Origin of the sequence: Vibrio sp. Vf1514 (genome assembly GCF_052076135.1) — a bacterium.
Lineage (GTDB): Bacteria > Pseudomonadota > Gammaproteobacteria > Enterobacterales > Vibrionaceae > Vibrio > Vibrio furnissii.
This window is the reverse complement of the sequence record NZ_CP197268.1, coordinates 1,336,362-1,353,837: the sequence shown is the minus strand read 5'-3', so window position 1 is coordinate 1,353,837 and position 17,476 is coordinate 1,336,362. Positions and strand designations below refer to the sequence as shown.

The 17,476-nt window shown below is 54.3% G+C and carries 19 protein-coding genes; 16 read left to right on the top strand and 3 right to left on the bottom strand.

The features are described 5' to 3' along the window. Window positions 1-23: 23 nt before the first annotated feature. Entirely contained in the window at window positions 24-428 is a 405-nt protein-coding gene (locus tag ACS18Q_RS20975) for a cystatin domain-containing protein (protein WP_441257819.1), read from the bottom strand. Window positions 429-533: 105 nt separating this feature from the next. Here ACS18Q_RS20975 and ACS18Q_RS20970 point away from each other — a divergent pair, with 105 nt between their 5' ends. Beyond that, entirely contained in the window at window positions 534-749 is a 216-nt protein-coding gene (locus ACS18Q_RS20970; protein ID WP_004727158.1) for a DUF3820 family protein, read from the top strand. A 4-nt stretch (window positions 750-753) separates the two neighbouring features. Next, window positions 754-1,167, top strand: a complete 414-nt coding sequence (gene arfB, locus ACS18Q_RS20965; RefSeq protein ID WP_004727157.1) for an alternative ribosome rescue aminoacyl-tRNA hydrolase ArfB — start codon at window positions 754-756, stop codon at window positions 1,165-1,167. A gap of 81 nt (window positions 1,168-1,248) precedes the next feature. Here arfB and ACS18Q_RS20960 read toward each other — a convergent pair whose 3' ends face one another. Continuing rightward, window positions 1,249-1,668, bottom strand: coding sequence for a universal stress protein (locus ACS18Q_RS20960; RefSeq protein ID WP_004727156.1), 420 nt, complete (start codon window positions 1,666-1,668; stop codon window positions 1,249-1,251). A gap of 236 nt (window positions 1,669-1,904) precedes the next feature. Between ACS18Q_RS20960 and ACS18Q_RS20955 the strand changes: the two genes are divergently transcribed. Continuing rightward, window positions 1,905-2,237, top strand: a complete 333-nt coding sequence (locus ACS18Q_RS20955; RefSeq protein ID WP_049781842.1) for a YggL family protein — start codon at window positions 1,905-1,907, stop codon at window positions 2,235-2,237. A 76-nt stretch (window positions 2,238-2,313) separates the two neighbouring features. Next, on the top strand, window positions 2,314-2,712 hold the full coding sequence (locus ACS18Q_RS20950) for an SRPBCC family protein (protein WP_441257818.1): 399 nt from the start codon (window positions 2,314-2,316) through the stop codon (window positions 2,710-2,712). A 109-nt stretch (window positions 2,713-2,821) separates the two neighbouring features. Here the strand turns inward: ACS18Q_RS20950 and ACS18Q_RS20945 are convergent, their stop codons facing one another. Next, window positions 2,822-3,820 (bottom strand): LysR family transcriptional regulator, encoded by a 999-nt coding sequence (locus tag ACS18Q_RS20945; RefSeq protein WP_158126052.1) that lies wholly within the window; start codon window positions 3,818-3,820, stop codon window positions 2,822-2,824. A 230-nt stretch (window positions 3,821-4,050) separates the two neighbouring features. Here ACS18Q_RS20945 and ACS18Q_RS20940 point away from each other — a divergent pair, with 230 nt between their 5' ends. The 12 genes from ACS18Q_RS20940 (at window position 4,051) to astE (ending at window position 17,440) form a co-directional block, all read left to right on the top strand. After that, complete coding sequence (locus ACS18Q_RS20940) at window positions 4,051-4,827, top strand: transporter substrate-binding domain-containing protein (protein WP_441257817.1); 777 nt, start codon at window positions 4,051-4,053, stop codon at window positions 4,825-4,827. 61 nt (window positions 4,828-4,888) lie between these two features. Beyond that, window positions 4,889-5,605, top strand: coding sequence for an ABC transporter permease (locus ACS18Q_RS20935; protein WP_014257675.1), 717 nt, complete (start codon window positions 4,889-4,891; stop codon window positions 5,603-5,605). Between the two features lie 10 nt (window positions 5,606-5,615). Then, entirely contained in the window at window positions 5,616-6,335 is a 720-nt protein-coding gene (locus ACS18Q_RS20930; protein WP_020432747.1) for an ABC transporter permease, read from the top strand. Window positions 6,336-6,417: 82 nt separating this feature from the next. Beyond that, a complete protein-coding gene (dgcN, locus tag ACS18Q_RS20925) occupies window positions 6,418-7,440 on the top strand; it encodes an N-acetyltransferase DgcN (protein WP_441257816.1) in 1,023 nt (340 codons plus the stop codon). After that, on the top strand, window positions 7,433-8,419 hold the full coding sequence (dgcA, locus tag ACS18Q_RS20920) for an N-acetyl-D-Glu racemase DgcA (RefSeq protein WP_143679875.1): 987 nt from the start codon (window positions 7,433-7,435) through the stop codon (window positions 8,417-8,419). Before dgcN ends, dgcA begins: the two co-directional genes overlap by 8 nt. Window positions 8,420-9,140: 721 nt before the next feature. Beyond that, window positions 9,141-10,106, top strand: coding sequence for a GlxA family transcriptional regulator (locus ACS18Q_RS20915; protein WP_441257815.1), 966 nt, complete (start codon window positions 9,141-9,143; stop codon window positions 10,104-10,106). Between the two features lie 179 nt (window positions 10,107-10,285). Beyond that, window positions 10,286-11,500 (top strand): bifunctional succinylornithine transaminase/acetylornithine transaminase, encoded by a 1,215-nt coding sequence (locus ACS18Q_RS20910; RefSeq protein WP_055465606.1) that lies wholly within the window; start codon window positions 10,286-10,288, stop codon window positions 11,498-11,500. A gap of 3 nt (window positions 11,501-11,503) precedes the next feature. Beyond that, complete coding sequence (locus tag ACS18Q_RS20905; RefSeq protein ID WP_158164634.1) at window positions 11,504-12,517, top strand: arginine N-succinyltransferase; 1,014 nt, start codon at window positions 11,504-11,506, stop codon at window positions 12,515-12,517. A gap of 44 nt (window positions 12,518-12,561) precedes the next feature. Beyond that, entirely contained in the window at window positions 12,562-13,605 is a 1,044-nt protein-coding gene (gene astA / locus ACS18Q_RS20900; protein WP_004727139.1) for an arginine N-succinyltransferase, read from the top strand. Further along, on the top strand, window positions 13,592-15,064 hold the full coding sequence (gene astD, locus ACS18Q_RS20895; protein ID WP_441257814.1) for a succinylglutamate-semialdehyde dehydrogenase: 1,473 nt from the start codon (window positions 13,592-13,594) through the stop codon (window positions 15,062-15,064). Before astA ends, astD begins: the two co-directional genes overlap by 14 nt. Window positions 15,065-15,088: 24 nt before the next feature. Then, complete coding sequence (gene astB, locus ACS18Q_RS20890) at window positions 15,089-16,438, top strand: N-succinylarginine dihydrolase (protein WP_172562606.1); 1,350 nt, start codon at window positions 15,089-15,091, stop codon at window positions 16,436-16,438. Between the two features lie 9 nt (window positions 16,439-16,447). Further along, window positions 16,448-17,440 carry a succinylglutamate desuccinylase gene (astE, locus tag ACS18Q_RS20885; RefSeq protein ID WP_172562605.1) on the top strand — a complete coding sequence of 331 codons (993 nt, stop codon included), beginning with the start codon at window positions 16,448-16,450 and terminating at the stop codon, window positions 17,438-17,440. Window positions 17,441-17,476: the final 36 nt, after the last annotated feature.

Genomic DNA, 17,476 nt, shown 5'->3' with positions numbered 1-17,476 from the left:
TTCTTGTGTCGCCTCACACGCGTTTAGCCACATAAATCGCCCAGTGTTGCGCCTTGGGTGATGGTGAGCTCACCATCGAGCGTGCGATACACCACCGCGTGCCACACTTGGCCATCCTGCGTGTCGAACGCCAGTGCGTAGTTGGTGCCATTCACCACCTGCGTTTTCACGGCAAGAATCGATTTCAGCCGCACATTGTTGCCCATCTGCGCCAGCACTGCGTCTACCGCTTGTTCTGATTCCGGAGAGACTTCGGCGTCGTGCCAGCCTCCGGCCAGCTTCTCATTGCTGCACATGGCACTGCTGGCATTGTCGGTCACCTGCGGCGCTGCATTTTGGGTCGAGTTGCCTTCTGCTGTCGATTGCTGAGCCTGATCGCACCCGGCCAGTAGAATCAGACCGAGGCAAGGCATTACGAACTTTTTCATACGAGACCTTTTGGTTTACACATCGTTAAGGGTTAGACTTGGCCCTTCGCTCCATTACGTTGTACTTCCTCAATATCGGAACAGAAACAAAAGGCCGTCAAGCTTATGTTAGAAAAAGAAAACCTGCTGAAACTGGCTCGGATGCAAATGCCGTTTGGCAAATACGCCGGACGTGTGCTGATTGACCTGCCGGAAGAGTATCTGTTGTGGTTCGATAAAAAAGGCTTTCCGGAAGGCGAGTTGGGGCAACTGTTGCAGTTGTGCTTGGCGCTGAAAATCGAAGGTCTCGACAGTGTGGTCAAGCCACTGAAACGGATGTAACGGCATGTTGGTGATTTCAAACAGCGTCACGCTGGCCGACTGGGAAATCGAAATCAACGCGATTCGTTCGGCGGGCAATGGCGGCCAGAACGTCAACAAGGTTGCCACTGCGATTCATTTGCGTTTTGATATCAAGCGTTCGTCGCTGCCTGCGGTTTACAAAGAACGATTGCTTAAATTGTCCGACAGCCGTATCACGACCGAGGGCGTGATCGTGATTAAATCGCAGGAATTTCGCACCCAAGTGCAGAATAAAGAAGCCGCGTTGGAGCGACTCAAAGAGCTGATCTTGTCCGCGATGGTCGTGCAGAAAAAGCGTCGCGCGACCAAACCGACGTTGGGCTCACAACGCCGCCGTATGGATGGTAAATCCAAACGTGGCGAAACCAAAGTCTTGAGAAAGAAAGTCGATTATTGAATGAAGTGAAGAGACGATAACCCCAAGTCGGTTGAGGTTGCTTGGGGTTATCGTTTTTTTTCGCGTATTGATGACCAGAAGTCAGATCGGAACCACCAGAATATCGATGGGGGATTTGTTGATCAGATGGCGAGAATAGGAGACTAACTTGCTGACAAAGTCATGGTGATGACCGCAAATCAGCAGATCAAAACCGTTATCGATGATGACTTGGCCGAGTTTGTCACTCAGATCGCCCGTGCCAACATAGAAATGTTTGATCGGAAAATCGCTGTATTGTTGTAGCGATTTGAGCATTTTGTTTGAGTGGTCATTGAGCGGTTTCTGGTTCGGATCGGCCTGAATGTCGATCAACTCTTTGTAGATCTCGCCAATGGTGCCATCGATATGGATAAATGACACATCCGCGCCGGTTCCCTCGGCAAACGACACCGCTTTATCGATGAGCGGCTTGCTGTCGTCTGAGAGTTCGAGCGCGACCAGGATATGTTGGTATTTCATCACGACACTCCTTATGCTTAGACACGGTTTGCCGATCAACAGATTGCGCACCATGACTGGGTTTGCAAACTTTTGCGGGGCGTGATCGGGCGATAACGTCATCATAGAACGCGCGAAAAAAAATTGTGTCGCAGCGGTAACAGATTGAAGAAAAATGCTCGAAAAAACAGCGATTATCCACACGATAACCGCGGTAACGAGCGCATTGCACTTTTGATAGTAACGAGGAAATAACAATGACAACCAACAGAAGCAAACGACTGAGAAAGAAACTTTACGTGGGCGAATTTCAGGTACTGGGCTTCGCGTTTTCGTGCAAGGTGAACGCCGATGACGACACGCAATACGACGTGTTGCTCGACAGCTTCATCGATTTCATTGAAAGCCGTAATCTGGTGATGGGCGGTGGCGCGAATCACGAGTCGTTTGATGGGTTTGTGGTTGCCGAAGGCCGCTACGATTCAGCAACGGATGAAGACCGTGCAGCGGTTGAAAAGTGGCTGAACGAACACGCGATCTGCTCACAGGTGCAGGTGGAAGCACTGGTTGACATCAACCACGGCGAGTAAGCACGTTCTTCGCTTGCTTTGTGCACTTTTTACCTCGTAGACTGGCGTTAAAATAGCCAGTCTTGAAAGGCGTCGTATGAACGAAGTGCACCACCTCAGTCTTTACATCGACTGCCCCGTGCAGACGGTGTATCAATTTGCGTCGAACCCCGTCAATCTGCCTTTGTGGGCGGCTGGGTTGGCGCAGTCCAACGTGATTCAAGAGGGCAACCTCTGGTTGGTTGAGGCGCCGTTTGGCCAGGTGCGGATTGAATTCGCTCCGGCCAATCCCTTTGGTGTCATGGACCACACGGTCGAACTTGAAGATGGCGAACGGGTGTATAACCCGATGCGCGTTGTGCCCCATGGCGAAGGTTGCGAATTCACCTTCACCCTATTTCGCCGCGATGGCATGAGCGATGAAGCCTTCTTTCGCGACAAAATGGCGGTCATCAACGATCTCAACGCGTTAAAAGAGCGCATGGAAAACCACTGACACCTTAACCTCATCTATCAGTCAAGGAGCAGACCGTGCAACACGCGATGTCGGTGATTTTGCCCTTTATTGACGCATAACTGCGCGATATTCACACAGTATGCATCGGTTATTCACTCAATGGTGAGTCACTCAATGGCTGGTGATGCGCGCTCTGAATCGCATTGAGCGTGCTGCGCACCAGCGCTTGGGTTTGCTGTTTCAGCAGGCGCACAAAATGCACCTCGATATCATTCAGCGAAACGGTGTCCGGCGTCACCAGATACATTTCGGTCACCGGTAGCGACTCATACGGCGGTAGCGGCCATAATAACCCTTGCGCCACATACGGCTTGGCGCTTTCCACCGTCAGCGCACCAAAACCAAGTCCTGCCATAATCATGCGGCGAACTTCCTCTAAATTCGATGATACGGCAACCAATTTGCCCCAAAACTGCTGCTGATCGCGAAAGTGAGCAATCGCGTCCAAGCCTTCGCCGGGTTGGTCACTTTCAAACGAGATATAGGGCAGGCCTTTGATGTCGTCCAAGGTCAGGTCATCGCGCCCAAAGCAGGGATGGGTACGACCACAGTAAAAACCCATCTGCTCATAGCCGAGAAAATCGCAGCGGATCCCGGTTTTAGCGATTTTTTTGTTGCTGAGGCCAATATGCAGCAGGCCATCGGCCACATGGCTGACAATGTCGGCACTCGGGTGCGTGTTGACGTTGAAAATGACGTTGGGAAACAGCGCATGGTATTGGGCGAGGGTAGCGTCAAACGCCGGGCATTGTAGATGGCTGGCAATCTCAATATTCAGCTCGCCCTGAATATTATCCGTTTGATCGACAAACTGATCCGCCATGTTGCCGATGATTCGTCCCACCGAAGAGGCGTATTCGTACACTCGCATGCCGTGCAGCGTCAGGGCGAACACACCTTTTTTACGCAGGATCAACCGCTTGTCGACATGCTCTTCCAGCCGCTTCAACGCATTGCTGACACTGGGCTGGCTGAGTGACAGCTTTCGCGCCGCCGCACTGATGCCGCCTTCATTCACGATCGTGAGAAAGGTATAGAGCAGATTCCAGTCGAGATTGCGCAGCAGGCGATCTTTGGCGTTGAGCATGGCGTGATGTCCTTGATGAGTTATCCATAGCGATACGCTATGTATATCATACTTATTCATCATTATGGATTTTATCCAACTTTCAACATACTCATGAGTGAGCTTGCATCGTTTGCGGTTGTGAAAGGAAGCGGTCTTCACGGCAAACGACAGTCTGGAATGAAATCATTCACCCAAACGACCGGGCGTATTATGAGTCGTACGGGCATAACAAAAGTAGAAGGGAATCCATGATGACAAAAGGAAAAGGATGGGGCGCATTACTCGCAACCTCAGTGGCATTCGCGGCGTCAGCCAGCGCAGAAATAATTAAAATTGGCACCGAAGGCGCGTACCCGCCGTTCAATTACTACACCGCTGATGGTCAGTTGGCGGGGTTTGATATTGAAATTGGTAAGGCGCTGTGCAGCGAAATGAAAGTGGAATGTGAATTTGTCGCTCAGGATTGGGACGGCATTATTCCGGCGCTGCTCGCGGGTAAGTACGACATGATTCTCGCCTCGATGTTTATTACCGAAGCACGTAAACAGCAGGTCTCGTTCAGCGCGCCGTATCAGGCTTCTGCGATGACCTTTGTGGTTGATAAAAACTCAGGCATCAAAGATGTGTCGCCGAAAGCGATGAAAGGCTTAATCATCGGTGCGCAAAGCTCGACGACGCAGGCGGAATATCTGCTGGCCAACTATCCGGAATCGGATGTGCGCCTGTATCCGACTCAGGACGCGGTGAATCTCGATTTGGCCAGTGGCCGGATTGATGCGCAGGCGGGCGACATCATGCCAATGACCGACTGGCTGAGCTCAGACGACGGCGCGTGTTGCCACAAAGCGGGCGATCTGATTACCGACAGCAAATACGTAGGCGACGGCGTGGGCATTGCGCTGCGCAAAGAAGACGACGCCCTGCGTCAGCGTGTCAATCAGGCGCTCGCGAACATCATCAAAGATGGCACCTATCAGAAAATCAACGACGAGTTTTTCAAGATTAACCTGCTGACGCTGAAATAAGTCAGCCGACGGGTGGCGGCGTGAGTCGCCACTTGAATGGAATCACGAAGAGAGCGACGCGATGGATGATTTGATGTATCTGAGTCTGGGTGACAGTGGCTGGGGCGACGAACTGCTCAAAGGGCTGGCGATTACGCTCGGGTTGGCGCTGTGTGCGTTACCGGTGGGGATGGTGCTTGGCACGGGCGTTGCCGCACTGTCGATCAGCAAGCACAAAGGCCACCGCTGGTTTGCCACCGTGTACACCACGGTGCTGCGCGGCCTACCGGAGCTGCTGACGCTGTTCATCATTTACCACGGCGTCGGTCTGTTGATTAACAAAACCCTGAAATGGCTTGATCCGAGCAACGGCTTTTTTGAACTCAATCCGTTTGGTGCGGGTGTGATTGCGCTGGGCTTGGTCTTCAGTGGCTATGCGGCGGAAGTGCTGCGTGGCGCGTGGAAAGCCATGGATAAAGGCCAACGCGAAGCGGGCTATTCACTGGCGATGGGCCGCGGGCAGATTTTTTGGCTGATTGAGCGCCCACAACTGCTGCGCTTGGCACTGCCGGGGCTGGGCAACCTCTGGATCAACCTGCTCAAAGACACCGCGCTGGTGTCGGTGATTGCGCTGGATGATTTGATGCGCGCGGCGAATATCGCGGTAGGCGCAACCAAGAAACCGTTCCTGTTTTATCTCACCGTGTGCCTGGCGTACTGGGCCGTATGCGTTTGCTGTGAGCGGGTACTGGCTGCGATGGAAGTGCGTTCCAAACGCGGCATTCGCGTGAGTCGATAAGGAGACCGTCATGACCGAATTTATCGCTAAAGTCGCACCGATGTTGCTGGATGGCGCATGGATGACACTTAAAATCACCTTTATCTCTGTGTCACTGGCGGCGTTGCTGGCGCTGCCGATGTCGCTGCTGCGCATTCAGCGTGCGCGCGTGTATCGCTGGCCGGTGCAGTGGTTCATCTCGTTCTTTCGCGGCACGCCGCTGATTGCACAACTGTTTTTACTCTATTACGGCTCCGGGCAATTTCGTCCGTGGCTGATGGAGATGGGGCTGTGGCACTTTTTCCGCGACCCGTTTAACTGCGCGCTACTGGCGTTCACGTTCAACTCGCTGGCTTATCAGACGGAAATTCTGCGCGGCGCGATTCAGTCGGTCGACGCTGGTGAAATTGAAGCGGCCAAGTCGATGGGGATGAACAACAGCCTGCTGTATCGCCACATTGTGCTGCCGCTGGCGTATCGGATTGCGTTTCCGGCACTGGGTAATGAATGCATTTTAATGCTCAAAGGCGGCGCGGTGGCCAGCGTGATCACCGTGATGGATTTAATGGGCCAAACACGGCGCGCTTTCTCACAAACTTTTGATATTTCGACGTACTTTTTGGCGGCAGGGTTGTACCTCATCATCGCAACGGTGTTTGTGATGGTCTGGCGTCAGGCAGAGCGTTACCTCTACCGACATCAGATTCAGCGAACGCCGGAAGCAAATCCCGTGACCGCTGCTGCGACCTGATTTTTCCACGTTTACCACCACCTGATGGCACCGGGAGTGATGGCTCTTGTGGGCTCGTTTGACTTTAAAAAGGACTAACACAATGAACAAGATTGAATTGAAAACCCCTTACTTAGTGTTTCTGGGCGATGCCAACGACCTGCTGATGGCGAAAGTGGCGAAAGGTGTGGCGCATTGGCGCCCAGAAAAATGCCTGGCGCAATTTCGTCTGCCGGGTGCCAAAGCCGATTTGGGCTTAGCGGAAATGTCCCCGCGTGAAGCGGCGGCGTGCGGCGCCAAAACCTTCATTCTCGGTCTGGCACCGGTGGGTGGTACTTTGCCAATGGCGTGGTTAGATATTCTGATTGATGCGATGGAAGCGGGCATGGATATCGCCAGCGGCCTGCACATGCGCCTCAACGACATTCCTGAGCTGGTGGCGGCGGCTGAACGCACTGGGCAAAAACTGATTGATGTGCGTGTTCCCCAAGGGTCGATGGTGTGTGGCACGGGGTTACCCCGTGGTGGGAAACGTCTGCTGAGTGTCGGCACCGATTGCTGTGTAGGCAAAATGTTCACCACGCTGGCGATTCATCGTGAACTGGAACAACGTGGCGTGGCCGCGACGTTTCGCGCGACCGGTCAGACCGGCATTCTGATTGAAGGCAGCGGTGTTCCGGTCGATGCCGTGGTGTCTGATTTTATCTCCGGCATGGTGGAAAACCTGTCGCCGGACAACGCACCGGAGCACTGGGACATTATTGAAGGTCAGGGTTCGCTGCTGCATCCGGCTTATGCGGGCGTGAGTTTGGGTCTGCTGCATGGCGCGCAGGCGGATGTGATCATTGTGTGCCACGAAGCGGGCCGCACGCAGATGGACGAAATGCCGGGCTTTAGCGTGCCGGATCTACAAACCACCATCGACATCAACCTGACCATGGGCCGCGTGACGAACCCGAACATTCGTTTAGGTGGCATTGCGTTGAACACGGTCAACCTGACTGAGGAAGCAGCGCTGGCTGAAATCGCCCGCGTTGAGAAGCAGTTTGGTGTACCCGTGGTTGATCCAGTGCGCACAGGCGTGGCGAAGATCGTCGATGGCCTGACTGAGGTGTGTTATGCGTAAGATGAGCGTACGCGTTGAACAATGGCCGCTGCACGAGCCGTTTGTCATTTCTCGCATGGCGCCGATGCTGCATGGCGAAGTCGTGGTGGTTGAAATTGAGCAGGATGGTTGTGTGGGGCGCGGCGAATGCGAGCGCATGGACATTTTCGAGCCCGATTATCCATTCGATGTGCTGGCGGATGTGCAATCTGCAGTGGCGGCGGTTGAAGGCGGCATCAGCCGTGATGCACTGCGCGATCTGCTGCCTTCCGGCGCACCACGCAACGCCATTGACTGCGCGCTGTTTGAACTTGAAGCCAAATTACAGCAGCAGCCTGCTTGGCAGATGGCCGGATTTGATGCCGCACCGCACCCCGTGACGACCGTTTTTACCTTGTCACTCGACAGCGCGGAGAATATGGGCCGCGCCGCTGCCGCGCAGAAGCATCGACCGATCCTCAAACTCAAACTGGGCCGCAGCGGCGATTTAGAGCGGGTACGAGCAGTACGCGCCGCCGCGCCTGATACGCGTTTGGTGATTGATGCGAACACGGGCTGGAGCTTTGCTCAGTTATGCGACTATCTGCCTGAGCTGGCAAAACTGGGGGTGGAAATGGTGGAGCAGCCGCTGGCGTTTGAAGAAGAGCATCTGCTGGAAACCATTACGCCGGTTCTGCCGATCACCGCTGATGAATCGTGCATTGATCGCACCTCGCTGGCGGCGCTCAAAGGACGCTATCAGGCAGTGAATATCAAGCTGGATAAAACCGGTGGCATGACGGAAGCGCTGGCACTACTCAAAGAGGCGCAAGCGATGGGCTTTGAGGTGATGGTCGGTTGCATGATTGGGACGTCACTGGCGATGGCTCCGGCACTTCTGCTGGCGCAGCAAGCGCGCTGGGTGGACATCGACGGGCCTTTATTGTTGTCAGAAGATCGCTCTCCCTCGCTCCACTACCGTGACAGTGTGGTGGAACCGAGTGAAGGCGTGTGGGGCTGAGGCGGATTGCCTGCCACGGTGTGATTGTTTGTTATTCCCCTTGAGCCATGGCATTCGCCATGGCTTTTTTGTTTTTGCGGATGAATTTTCGCCGTGACGTCTCTTCTTGAATCTATCGCCATTCGGATTGAACTGTTATTTATAGCTCATATTTAGTTTGATGTTTTATTCAAAATAATTAAATAAAAATCTGAATTTGAATTAATCAAAGTGTTGCATTGATGCGCAAGTTGAAAATAATCTTATCATTGCGTTTCTCTTCTCGATTTATTCTATAAATAAGCATTATAAAACAACTGGTTAATTGAATTAATTTGAAATGAATTCAAAGGAATATGTTTCGATTTTGTTTAATGTGTTGATATTTTATTGTGTTTAAATTTACTATGTGACGAGCCCTGTGGGTATTTATTATGGGCGGAATGGAATATAAAAATTCATTTTATTTGTTTTATTTGCATGAGTTTTCATGATGAAGAAATAAAGCTGATTAATTATTCGCTTTTTCTTGGTCAAACCGGTTCAGGCTGGACTGAGGTCGCTACCTAGGTCGCTGCCTAGGTGATTCGATCACCGCTCATGCAAATCGACGCGAAAGGACTTTCGGTGTGTTGCCCCGTCTTGGCCGAGCAAGCAGATTGCTGCGGTGAGTGAAGGTGAATGGTCAACCGAAAATGGGTGCGTGAGTCGGCCACTCAACATGGAACGTAGTAATCACGATATGACCTCATCTTCCTCGCCTCACAGAATCGGACTCTATGTCCCTCAACCTTGCTCACTGCTGACCTTGGGTGCGATCACCGAGTCGCTGGCCTGCATCAACCAGATTCTGGACGAAGACAAATACACGCTCTTTTACATCGCCGAACAAACCGACCAACCCGTGACGATGACTGCGGGGCTGACGCTTCCTACCGAACAGGTCATCAGCGACGCGCTCGATTGCCAACTGTTGATTGTACTAGCAAGCCATGCGCCGCAAGCAGCGTTGAGCGATGACGTCAAACGAGCGCTGGCGGTGTATGCCGCCCGCGGCGATTCACACCTGCTGGCGCTGGATAACGGCGGCTGGTGGCTGGTGGAGAGTGGCATCGGGCTGGACGCGACGTGGGCGTGGCATGGTCACACGCTGGATGCGGCGGCGCAGCGTTATCCGCAACTGGCGCTCAGTCACGAACTTTACGTGCTCGGTGAACGCCTCAGTAGTGGCTGCGGTCAGGCGGCCGCGCTCGATTGCCTGCTGGCCTATCTCCGCCGTTTTGAAAGCGAAGAGACGATTCAAACGTTGGCAGATGCATTGTGTCTCGAACGGATCAGACTGGGCAGTGACAAGCAGCGCGTCACCAGCGGCGCAGAGATGCAACCGAGGCTGCAACAGGCGCTCGCGCTGATGGAGAGCAACCTCGAAGAGCCGCTGTCGAGCGATGAACTGGCAGAGCTGGTGCACATTTCCCGTCGCCAGTTAGAACGCTTGTTTAAGCGTTACCTCGATACCATGCCAGCGCGCTACTACTTGCAGCTGCGGCTGAAAAAAGCGCGTCATCTGCTGCAAACCACCAACCAGTCGGTGGTGCAGATTGGCCTGATGTGTGGCTTTTCCAGCGGGCCTCATTTTTCCTCGGCCTATAAGGCACACTACGACATGACGCCGCGGGATGAGCGGGCAAAACGCTTCAAAACGTTTTAAAGCTGTCCGTTTTAAAGTCGTCCATTGAATAAAACAGTCCGTTTCATAAAGCAGCTCGTTTAAGTCGTCCGTTTAAATCGGGGGTGAAAATCTATAAGTTTTGGTCGGAAATCCGAACGAATTCTGGTAACCGATTGAGTAATCTGGTGGCAATGGAATAACACAATGAGGCACACAACATGACGCTCACGCCAAACAGAACCGATTTCGACCAATACATGATCCCAATGTTTTCTCCTGCACCGTTTATTCCGGTTCGCGGTGAAGGCTCGACCGTTTACGACCAGCAAGGCAAACAATACATCGATTTCGCTGGCGGCATTGCGGTGAACGCACTGGGTCATGCGAGCCCGCTGCTGAAAGCGGTTCTGACCGAGCAAGCGGACAAGTTGTGGCATCTCGGCAATGGTTACACCAACGAGCCAGTGCTGGCGCTGGCTCGCACGCTGGTGGAAAGCACTTTCGCAGACAAAGTGTTCTTTTGTAACTCAGGTGCGGAAGCGAATGAAGCGGCGCTGAAACTGGCTCGTAAGTACGCGCTGGATAAACACGGCAGCGATAAGAATGAGATTGTCGCCTTTCGCAATGCGTTCCACGGCCGCACGCTGTTTACCGTGACCGCGGGCGGTCAGCCAAAATACTCACAAGATTTCGCGCCGCTGCCAGGGGGGATTCACCACGTTGATTTCAACGATCTGGATGCGGCGAAACAGGTGATCGGCCCACAAACGTGTGCGGTCATTGTGGAACCCATGCAAGGCGAAGGCGGTGTTGTTCCGGCAACGCCTGAGTTCCTGCAAGGCCTGCGCGCGCTGTGTGATGAGCACGATGCCGTGCTGATTTTCGATGAAGTTCAAACGGGCGTTGGCCGCACCGGACACTTGTATGCGTACATGCACTATGGCGTGGCGCCGGATGTGCTGTCGACGGCCAAAGCTCTGGGGGGCGGTTTCCCGATTGGCGGTATTCTGACCACCAATCAATTTGCCCCGGCGCTGTCGGTTGGCACGCACGGCACGACCTACGGCGGTAACCCGCTGGCTGCGGCTGTTGCGGGTGCCGTGCTGAGCGAGATTAATCAGGACGCGTTCCTGCAAGGCGTGAAAGCTAAGCACGATCACTTTGTAACGCGTCTGGAAAGTCTCAATGCCAAGCTTGGCGTGTTCAAGCAAGTGCGTGGTCTTGGTCTGTTGATCGGCTGCGAACTGACTGCAGAACACGCGGGGCAGGCGAAAACCATCAGCAACATGGCGGCCGAGCATGGCCTGATGACGCTGATTGCCGGCCCGAACGTGGTTCGTTTTGCGCCGGCACTGAATATCACAACCCACGAAATCGATACCGGTCTGGATCGATTGGAACAGGCACTGGAAGCCTTTACGCATAAGGAATAAATCATGATTTTATTGCGTCCTGCAAACTTAGGTGATCTGAACGAGATCGAGCGTCTGGCACACGACAGTGGGCCGATGGTGTGCACCTTGCCCGCCATGCGTGATCACCTGATGAAAAAAGTGGAACGTTCGGTTTCCGCCTTTGAGCAGGATGTGATTTGTCCGGGAGAAGAGTCTTACTTCTTTGTGTTGGAAGAGACCCAAACCGGACGCCTTTTGGGCACGGGAGCGATCAACGCACTGGCGGGCTACCGCGAACCGTTTTACGCGTTTCGCAATGACATTCTGATCCACTCATCACGAGCGTTGAATGTTCACAGCCGCATCCATGCGCTGACGTTGAATCACGATCTGAGTGATCACTCCCAATTGTGCTCGTTTTATGTGGTTCCCTCACTCAAAGCGACCACCTACCCCTCACTGATCACCCTCGGTCGTCTGCTCTATATGAGCGCGTTTCCGATTCGTTTTGCCAGTGAGTGGATGGCGGTTCTGCCCGGTATTGCAGACAAGAACGGTCGAGCCCCGTTCTGGGAGCATGTCGGCAGAAAATTCTTCGGCATGGATTACAACCAAGTCGAGTACTACAACGGCACGCGCGACAAAACCTTTGTTGCCGAGCTGATGCCACACCACCCGCTGTACGTGCCGCTGATTGATGAAGAAGCGCAAGCGGTGATGGGGCAGGTTCACCCGGATGCGGAATTGCAGTGCCAGCTGCTGAGCGATGAAGGGTTTGAACCAGATAAATACGTTGAGATCTTCGATGCAGGTCCAATCCTGACCGCACCGCGCAATACGTTGTCGGTGTGGCATGGCATGCAGCGCGGCAAAATTGCAGCGCAACCACTCGGTGGAAAAGGCATGCCGTTTTTGGTCGGCTTTGAAGGTTTGCACGGCTTCAGCGCCATGATTGCTGAAGGCACGTTGTCAGGGAACCAGTTGAGTATCGAGCAAGGAATGATGGAAGAAGCGGGGCTGCAATCTGGCCAGCCGGTGTGGATTGTCTCGCTGTAACGCTTTCATCGTCAACAAGGAACAAGGAACAAGGAATCAGGACTATGATGGTAATTCGCCCGGTAACGAGGGATGACAAACAGGCGCTGCTGAAGCTGGCGACCAAAACCGGGGTAGGATTTACGTCTCTGCCAAACAACGAAGCGCGTCTGACCGATCGGATCGAACGGATGATGGCGACCTGGGAAGGGGACGCGCCACTGCACGATCAGGGTTACCTGTTTGTGCTGGAAGAAACCGAAACCGGTGAAGTGGTGGGGATCAGCGGCGTGGAAGTCGCGATTGGCCTGACGGAAGCTTGGTACGATTTTCGTGTCGGCACACTGGTTCATGCCTCCAAAGAGCTGAACGTGTATACGCAGATGCCGACGCTGTTTCTGAGTAACGACCACACCGGTTATAGCGAACTGTGTACGCTGTTCCTTGACCCGGATTACCGCCAGGGTAAGAACGGTCACCTGTTGTCAAAGTCGCGCATGCTGTTTATGGCGACGTTTCAGGACAAATTTGCTGACAAGTTGATCGCTGAAATGCGCGGCGTGTCGGATGAAAACGGCCACTCGCCATTCTGGGAAAGTTTGGGCCGCCATTTCTTTGCGATTGATTTCAGCGAAGCGGATTACCTGACGGGGATCGGCCAGAAAGCCTTCATTGCCGAACTGATGCCAAAGCACCCGCTGTACGTCGATTTCCTGACGGAAGAAGCCAAAGCCGTGATTGCCGAAGTGCATGAAAACACGCTGCCAGCCCGTAAGATTCTGGAAGGTGAAGGCATGCGTTACGAAGGCTACATCGACATCTTTGATGCGGGCCCGACGCTGGAAGCGTACACCCGAGATCTGCGCATCGTGCGTGATTTTGAAACCCGTAAAGTCGTCATTGCTGAGCACATCGAAGACACTGAAACCACCTTACTGATCGGCAACGAAAGCTACCAGAACTACCGCGCGCTGATTGGCAATCAGCCATGCACCGAGACGGACATTGTGCTGTCGGCAGCGCAGGCGAAAGCGCTGCAGGTGAGCGATGGTGACCATGTGCGCATTGCGCCGCTGTTTGCCAAGGAGAAACGTCATGACCTCGCGTGATCTGTTGATTGACGGCGAATGGCTGCAAGGCCAAGGCGCTGCCCTGTCGAAATACAACCCGGGCGATCTGCAAACCATCTGGTCGGGCAATGCGGCCAGCGATGCGCAGGTGGATCAAGCGGTGCAAGCCGCCCGTGACGCGTTCCCACGCTGGGCGCGCACGGAGCTAGAAGCGCGTATCGAGATTCTGAACCGTTTTGTTGCCAACCTGAATGAAGCGCGCGATCGCCTGGCGGACGTGATTGCTCAAGAAACGGGTAAACCCAAATGGGAAGCGCTGACGGAAGTGCAGGCGATGATGAACAAAGTGCAGATCTCCGTGCAGGCGTATCACGAACGCAGCGGGCAGAAAGTGACGGCGATGGCCGAAGGTCAGGCCGTGTTGCGCCACCGTCCTCACGGCGTGCTGGCGGTGTTTGGTCCGTATAATTTCCCGGGCCATTTGCCAAACGGTCACATTGTGCCCGCGCTGCTTGCGGGGAACTGCGTGGTGTTTAAGCCAAGTGAGCTGACGCCGTGGACGGCGCAAGTCACGCTGGAAATCTGGCAGCAGTCGGGTCTACCGGCTGGCGTACTCAACTTGGTTCAGGGCGCAAAAGAGACTGGGATTGCCCTCTCTTCACATACCGATATCGATGGTCTGCTGTTTACCGGCTCGGCCAATACCGGTTATCTGCTCCATCGTCAGCTTTCCGGCCAGCCGGAGAAGATTCTGGCGCTGGAAATGGGCGGCAACAACGCGCTGATCGTTGATGAATACGACAACTTGGATGCCGCTGTGAACATCGTGGTGCAATCGGCTTTTATCAGTGCCGGACAGCGTTGTACCTGTTCACGTCGTTTACTGGTGCGCGCTGGCGCGCAGGGTGATGCACTGATTCGTCGCCTGATTGCCGTGACGCGTGATCTTCGCATCGGTCAGTGGAACGACGATCCGGCGCCATTCATGGGCCCGGTGATTTCAACCGCGGCGGCAGAGCAACTGCTGGCGGCGCAGGACACACTGATTGGCCTTGGTGCTGAGCCGTTGCTGCGTATGGCAAAGCTCAATGATCACAGCGCCATGCTGTCGCCGGGCATTCTTGAGGTATCGTCGGTCAGCGAGCTGCCGGATGACGAATATTTTGGTCCGCTGCTGAGCATCATTCGCTACGACAGCTATGATCAAGCCATCAAATTGGCGAACCGTACCCGTTTCGGTCTGGCGACCGGCCTGATTTCTCCACAACGTGAAAAATACGAACAACTGCTGATTGAAGCGCGTGCCGGGATTGTGAACTGGAACAAGCCGTTGACTGGCGCTTCCAGCAACGCGCCATTTGGTGGCACCGGCGCATCCGGTAACCACCGCCCGAGCGCGTACTACGCCGCGGATTACTGTTCCTGGCCGATGGCGTCACTGGAACAGGATCATTTGACCCTGCCAGAAAAACATTTACCCGGCCTACAATTTAACTAAAAAGGCGAGAAGGAGTATTCCCCTATGTCAGTGAAACAAGCGTATGAAGTGAACTTCGATGGTCTCGTCGGTTTAACGCACAACTATGCCGGTCTGTCGTTTGGCAACGTGGCCTCGACTTCCAACAAAAATGCGGTCGCAAACCCGAAAGTGGCGGCGCTGCAAGGTCTGCAAAAGATGAAAACCCTGTCCGACATGGGGTTCAAACAAGGCGTACTGCCACCCCAAGAACGTCCATGCGTGCACACGCTGCGTAAACTGGGCTTTTCTGGCACCGATGCTGAAGTGATTGCGCAGGCCGCGAAGAAAGCGCCGCAACTGCTGGCGAACGTAAGCTCGGCTTCTTCCATGTGGGTCGCAAACGCGGCGACGGTGTCACCGTCAGCTGACACGGCGGATCGCAAAGTGCACTTTACCGTGGCGAACCTGAACAACAAGTTCCACCGCTCGATTGAAGACATCACCACCGGTAATGCGCTGCAGGCGATTTTTGCCGATGCAAACCACTTTGCGCACCACGCGGCGCTGCCTCAACAAGCGCTGATGGGCGACGAAGGCGCTGCGAACCACAACCGTCTGTGCCGCAGCTACGGCGAGCAGGGTGTGGAAGTGTTTGTTTATGGTCGTCAGGCGTTTGGTGGTCAGGTTGAGCCGCAGAAATTCCCAGCGCGTCAAACCCGTGAAGCAAGTGAAGCGGTGGCGCGTCTGCATCAACTGGATGAATCGCAAACTGTGTTCCTGCAACAGAATCCGGAGGTGATCGACCAAGGTGTGTTCCACAACGATGTAATTGCGGTGAGCAATGGTCCGGTGCTGTTCCACCATCAGGAAGCGTTTATTCATCAAGCGCAAGTGTTTGACGAAATTCGCCACAAATTGGGCCGTTTTGACTGTGAATTCACTCCAATTGAAGTGCCGTCCGCGAAAGTGTCGGTGCAAGATGCGGTCGGGACGTACCTGTTTAACAGCCAATTGCTGACCAAAGCTGACGGTCGCATGATGATTGTGGTCCCGGAAGAGTCACGCAAGAACGAGCGCGTGTGGACGTACCTCAATGAACTGGTGACCAGCGGCGGCCCGATCAACGAAGTGAAAGTGTTCGACCTGCGTGAAAGCATGTGCAACGGCGGTGGTCCTGCGTGTTTGCGTCTGCGTGTGGTCTTAAACGACGACGAATTGCGCGCGGCGAATCCCAAAGCCCTGATGAACGATGGCTTGTATCTGTCCCTGACGCAGTGGGTTGAGAAACACTACCGTGATCGTCTGACCGAGGCGGATCTGGCAGACCCACAATTGCTGGTGGAAAACCGCACTGCACTGGACGAGCTGACTCAAATCATGGGTCTGGGTTCAATTTATCCGTTCCAGCGCTAAGAGGTTGCGATGATGCAATTTCTGCACGAAACATTGGCGGGGGATGCCGATTCCCCGCAGTCTGGTGAAACACCAGCGCTACATTGGCAGCGCAGTGCACTCGGCGTGATTGAATTCACGCCGAAAGCCGCGTGCGACAAGAGTGTCGTGATCTCTGCCGGTATTCACGGCAACGAAACGGCACCAGTCGAGATCGTGGCGCAACTGGTGCAGGATCTGCTCAGTGGCGAGCGCAAACTGGCGGTGCGCTTGCTGGTGATTCTGGGAAATCTGCCGGCGTTGCGCCGTGGTGAACGCTATCTGGATGTGGACATGAACCGTTTGTTCAGTGGCAAGCATCACAATTATGAGCCGTGTGACGAAACCCGTCGCGCCGCACTGATTGAAACGCTGGTGAGCGCTTTTTATCAGGTTGCGCCAGAGACGCAACGCGTGCACTTTGACCTGCACACCGCGCGCAAACCGTCGTTCCATGTCCGCTTTGGTCTGATGCCGCATGTCGACTGTGGCACCTATCCGGCAGAAACCCTCGAATGGCTGCGCCGTGTGGGCCTCGAAGCGCTGGTGATCAACCATGCGCCTGCCGCGACGTTCAGCTACTTCTCCAGCCAACAATGCGGTGCAGACAGCTGCACCTTGGAGCTGGGGAAAGCATTGCCGTTTGGCGAAAACGACCTCAGCCAGTTTGTCGGTATCGAGCAGGGGTTGCAGGCGCTGGTCAGCGATGAAGTCACGCCAGATCACAGCGCCGAGGCCATGCTGGTGTACAAAGTGAGTCAGGAACTGACGAAACACTCGGAAGCGTTCAGGCTCAATTTCGCCGAAAGCGTCGAGAACTTTACCGCATTTGAACGGGGTGAACTGCTGGCGCAAGATGGGGACAAGGAATACCGCGTTCAGCAGGAAAAGGAATGGCTGATCTTCCCGAATAGCGGCGTTCGTCCGGGCCTACGCGCTGGATTGATGCTGACCCGCTCGTCGCTAGATGAATGGATTACCTGAGTCGCATCACGGTCACCTAGAGCCACGCTAAGTCGT

What these genes read in the sequence shown, in the direction of transcription:
- ACS18Q_RS20905 (WP_158164634.1), top strand. Translation starts at nt 11,504, where the DNA reads ATGATTTTATTGCGTCCTGCAAACTTAGGTGATCTGAACGAGATCGAG.
- ACS18Q_RS20930 (WP_020432747.1), top strand. Translation starts at nt 5,616, where the DNA reads ATGACCGAATTTATCGCTAAAGTCGCACCGATGTTGCTGGATGGCGCA.
- ACS18Q_RS20945 (WP_158126052.1), bottom strand. Translation starts at nt 3,820, where the DNA reads ATGCTCAACGCCAAAGATCGCCTGCTGCGCAATCTCGACTGGAATCTG.
- dgcN (WP_441257816.1), top strand. Translation starts at nt 6,418, where the DNA reads ATGAACAAGATTGAATTGAAAACCCCTTACTTAGTGTTTCTGGGCGAT.
- ACS18Q_RS20910 (WP_055465606.1), top strand. Translation starts at nt 10,286, where the DNA reads ATGACGCTCACGCCAAACAGAACCGATTTCGACCAATACATGATCCCA.
- ACS18Q_RS20950 (WP_441257818.1), top strand. Translation starts at nt 2,314, where the DNA reads ATGAACGAAGTGCACCACCTCAGTCTTTACATCGACTGCCCCGTGCAG.
- astA (WP_004727139.1), top strand. Translation starts at nt 12,562, where the DNA reads ATGATGGTAATTCGCCCGGTAACGAGGGATGACAAACAGGCGCTGCTG.
- ACS18Q_RS20970 (WP_004727158.1), top strand. Translation starts at nt 534, where the DNA reads ATGTTAGAAAAAGAAAACCTGCTGAAACTGGCTCGGATGCAAATGCCG.
- ACS18Q_RS20940 (WP_441257817.1), top strand. Translation starts at nt 4,051, where the DNA reads ATGATGACAAAAGGAAAAGGATGGGGCGCATTACTCGCAACCTCAGTG.
- dgcA (WP_143679875.1), top strand. Translation starts at nt 7,433, where the DNA reads ATGCGTAAGATGAGCGTACGCGTTGAACAATGGCCGCTGCACGAGCCG.
- astD (WP_441257814.1), top strand. Translation starts at nt 13,592, where the DNA reads ATGACCTCGCGTGATCTGTTGATTGACGGCGAATGGCTGCAAGGCCAA.
- ACS18Q_RS20960 (WP_004727156.1), bottom strand. Translation starts at nt 1,668, where the DNA reads ATGAAATACCAACATATCCTGGTCGCGCTCGAACTCTCAGACGACAGC.
- ACS18Q_RS20975 (WP_441257819.1), bottom strand. Translation starts at nt 428, where the DNA reads ATGAAAAAGTTCGTAATGCCTTGCCTCGGTCTGATTCTACTGGCCGGG.
- arfB (WP_004727157.1), top strand. Translation starts at nt 754, where the DNA reads ATGTTGGTGATTTCAAACAGCGTCACGCTGGCCGACTGGGAAATCGAA.
- astE (WP_172562605.1), top strand. Translation starts at nt 16,448, where the DNA reads ATGATGCAATTTCTGCACGAAACATTGGCGGGGGATGCCGATTCCCCG.
- ACS18Q_RS20935 (WP_014257675.1), top strand. Translation starts at nt 4,889, where the DNA reads ATGGATGATTTGATGTATCTGAGTCTGGGTGACAGTGGCTGGGGCGAC.
- ACS18Q_RS20915 (WP_441257815.1), top strand. Translation starts at nt 9,141, where the DNA reads ATGACCTCATCTTCCTCGCCTCACAGAATCGGACTCTATGTCCCTCAA.
- astB (WP_172562606.1), top strand. Translation starts at nt 15,089, where the DNA reads ATGTCAGTGAAACAAGCGTATGAAGTGAACTTCGATGGTCTCGTCGGT.
- ACS18Q_RS20955 (WP_049781842.1), top strand. Translation starts at nt 1,905, where the DNA reads ATGACAACCAACAGAAGCAAACGACTGAGAAAGAAACTTTACGTGGGC.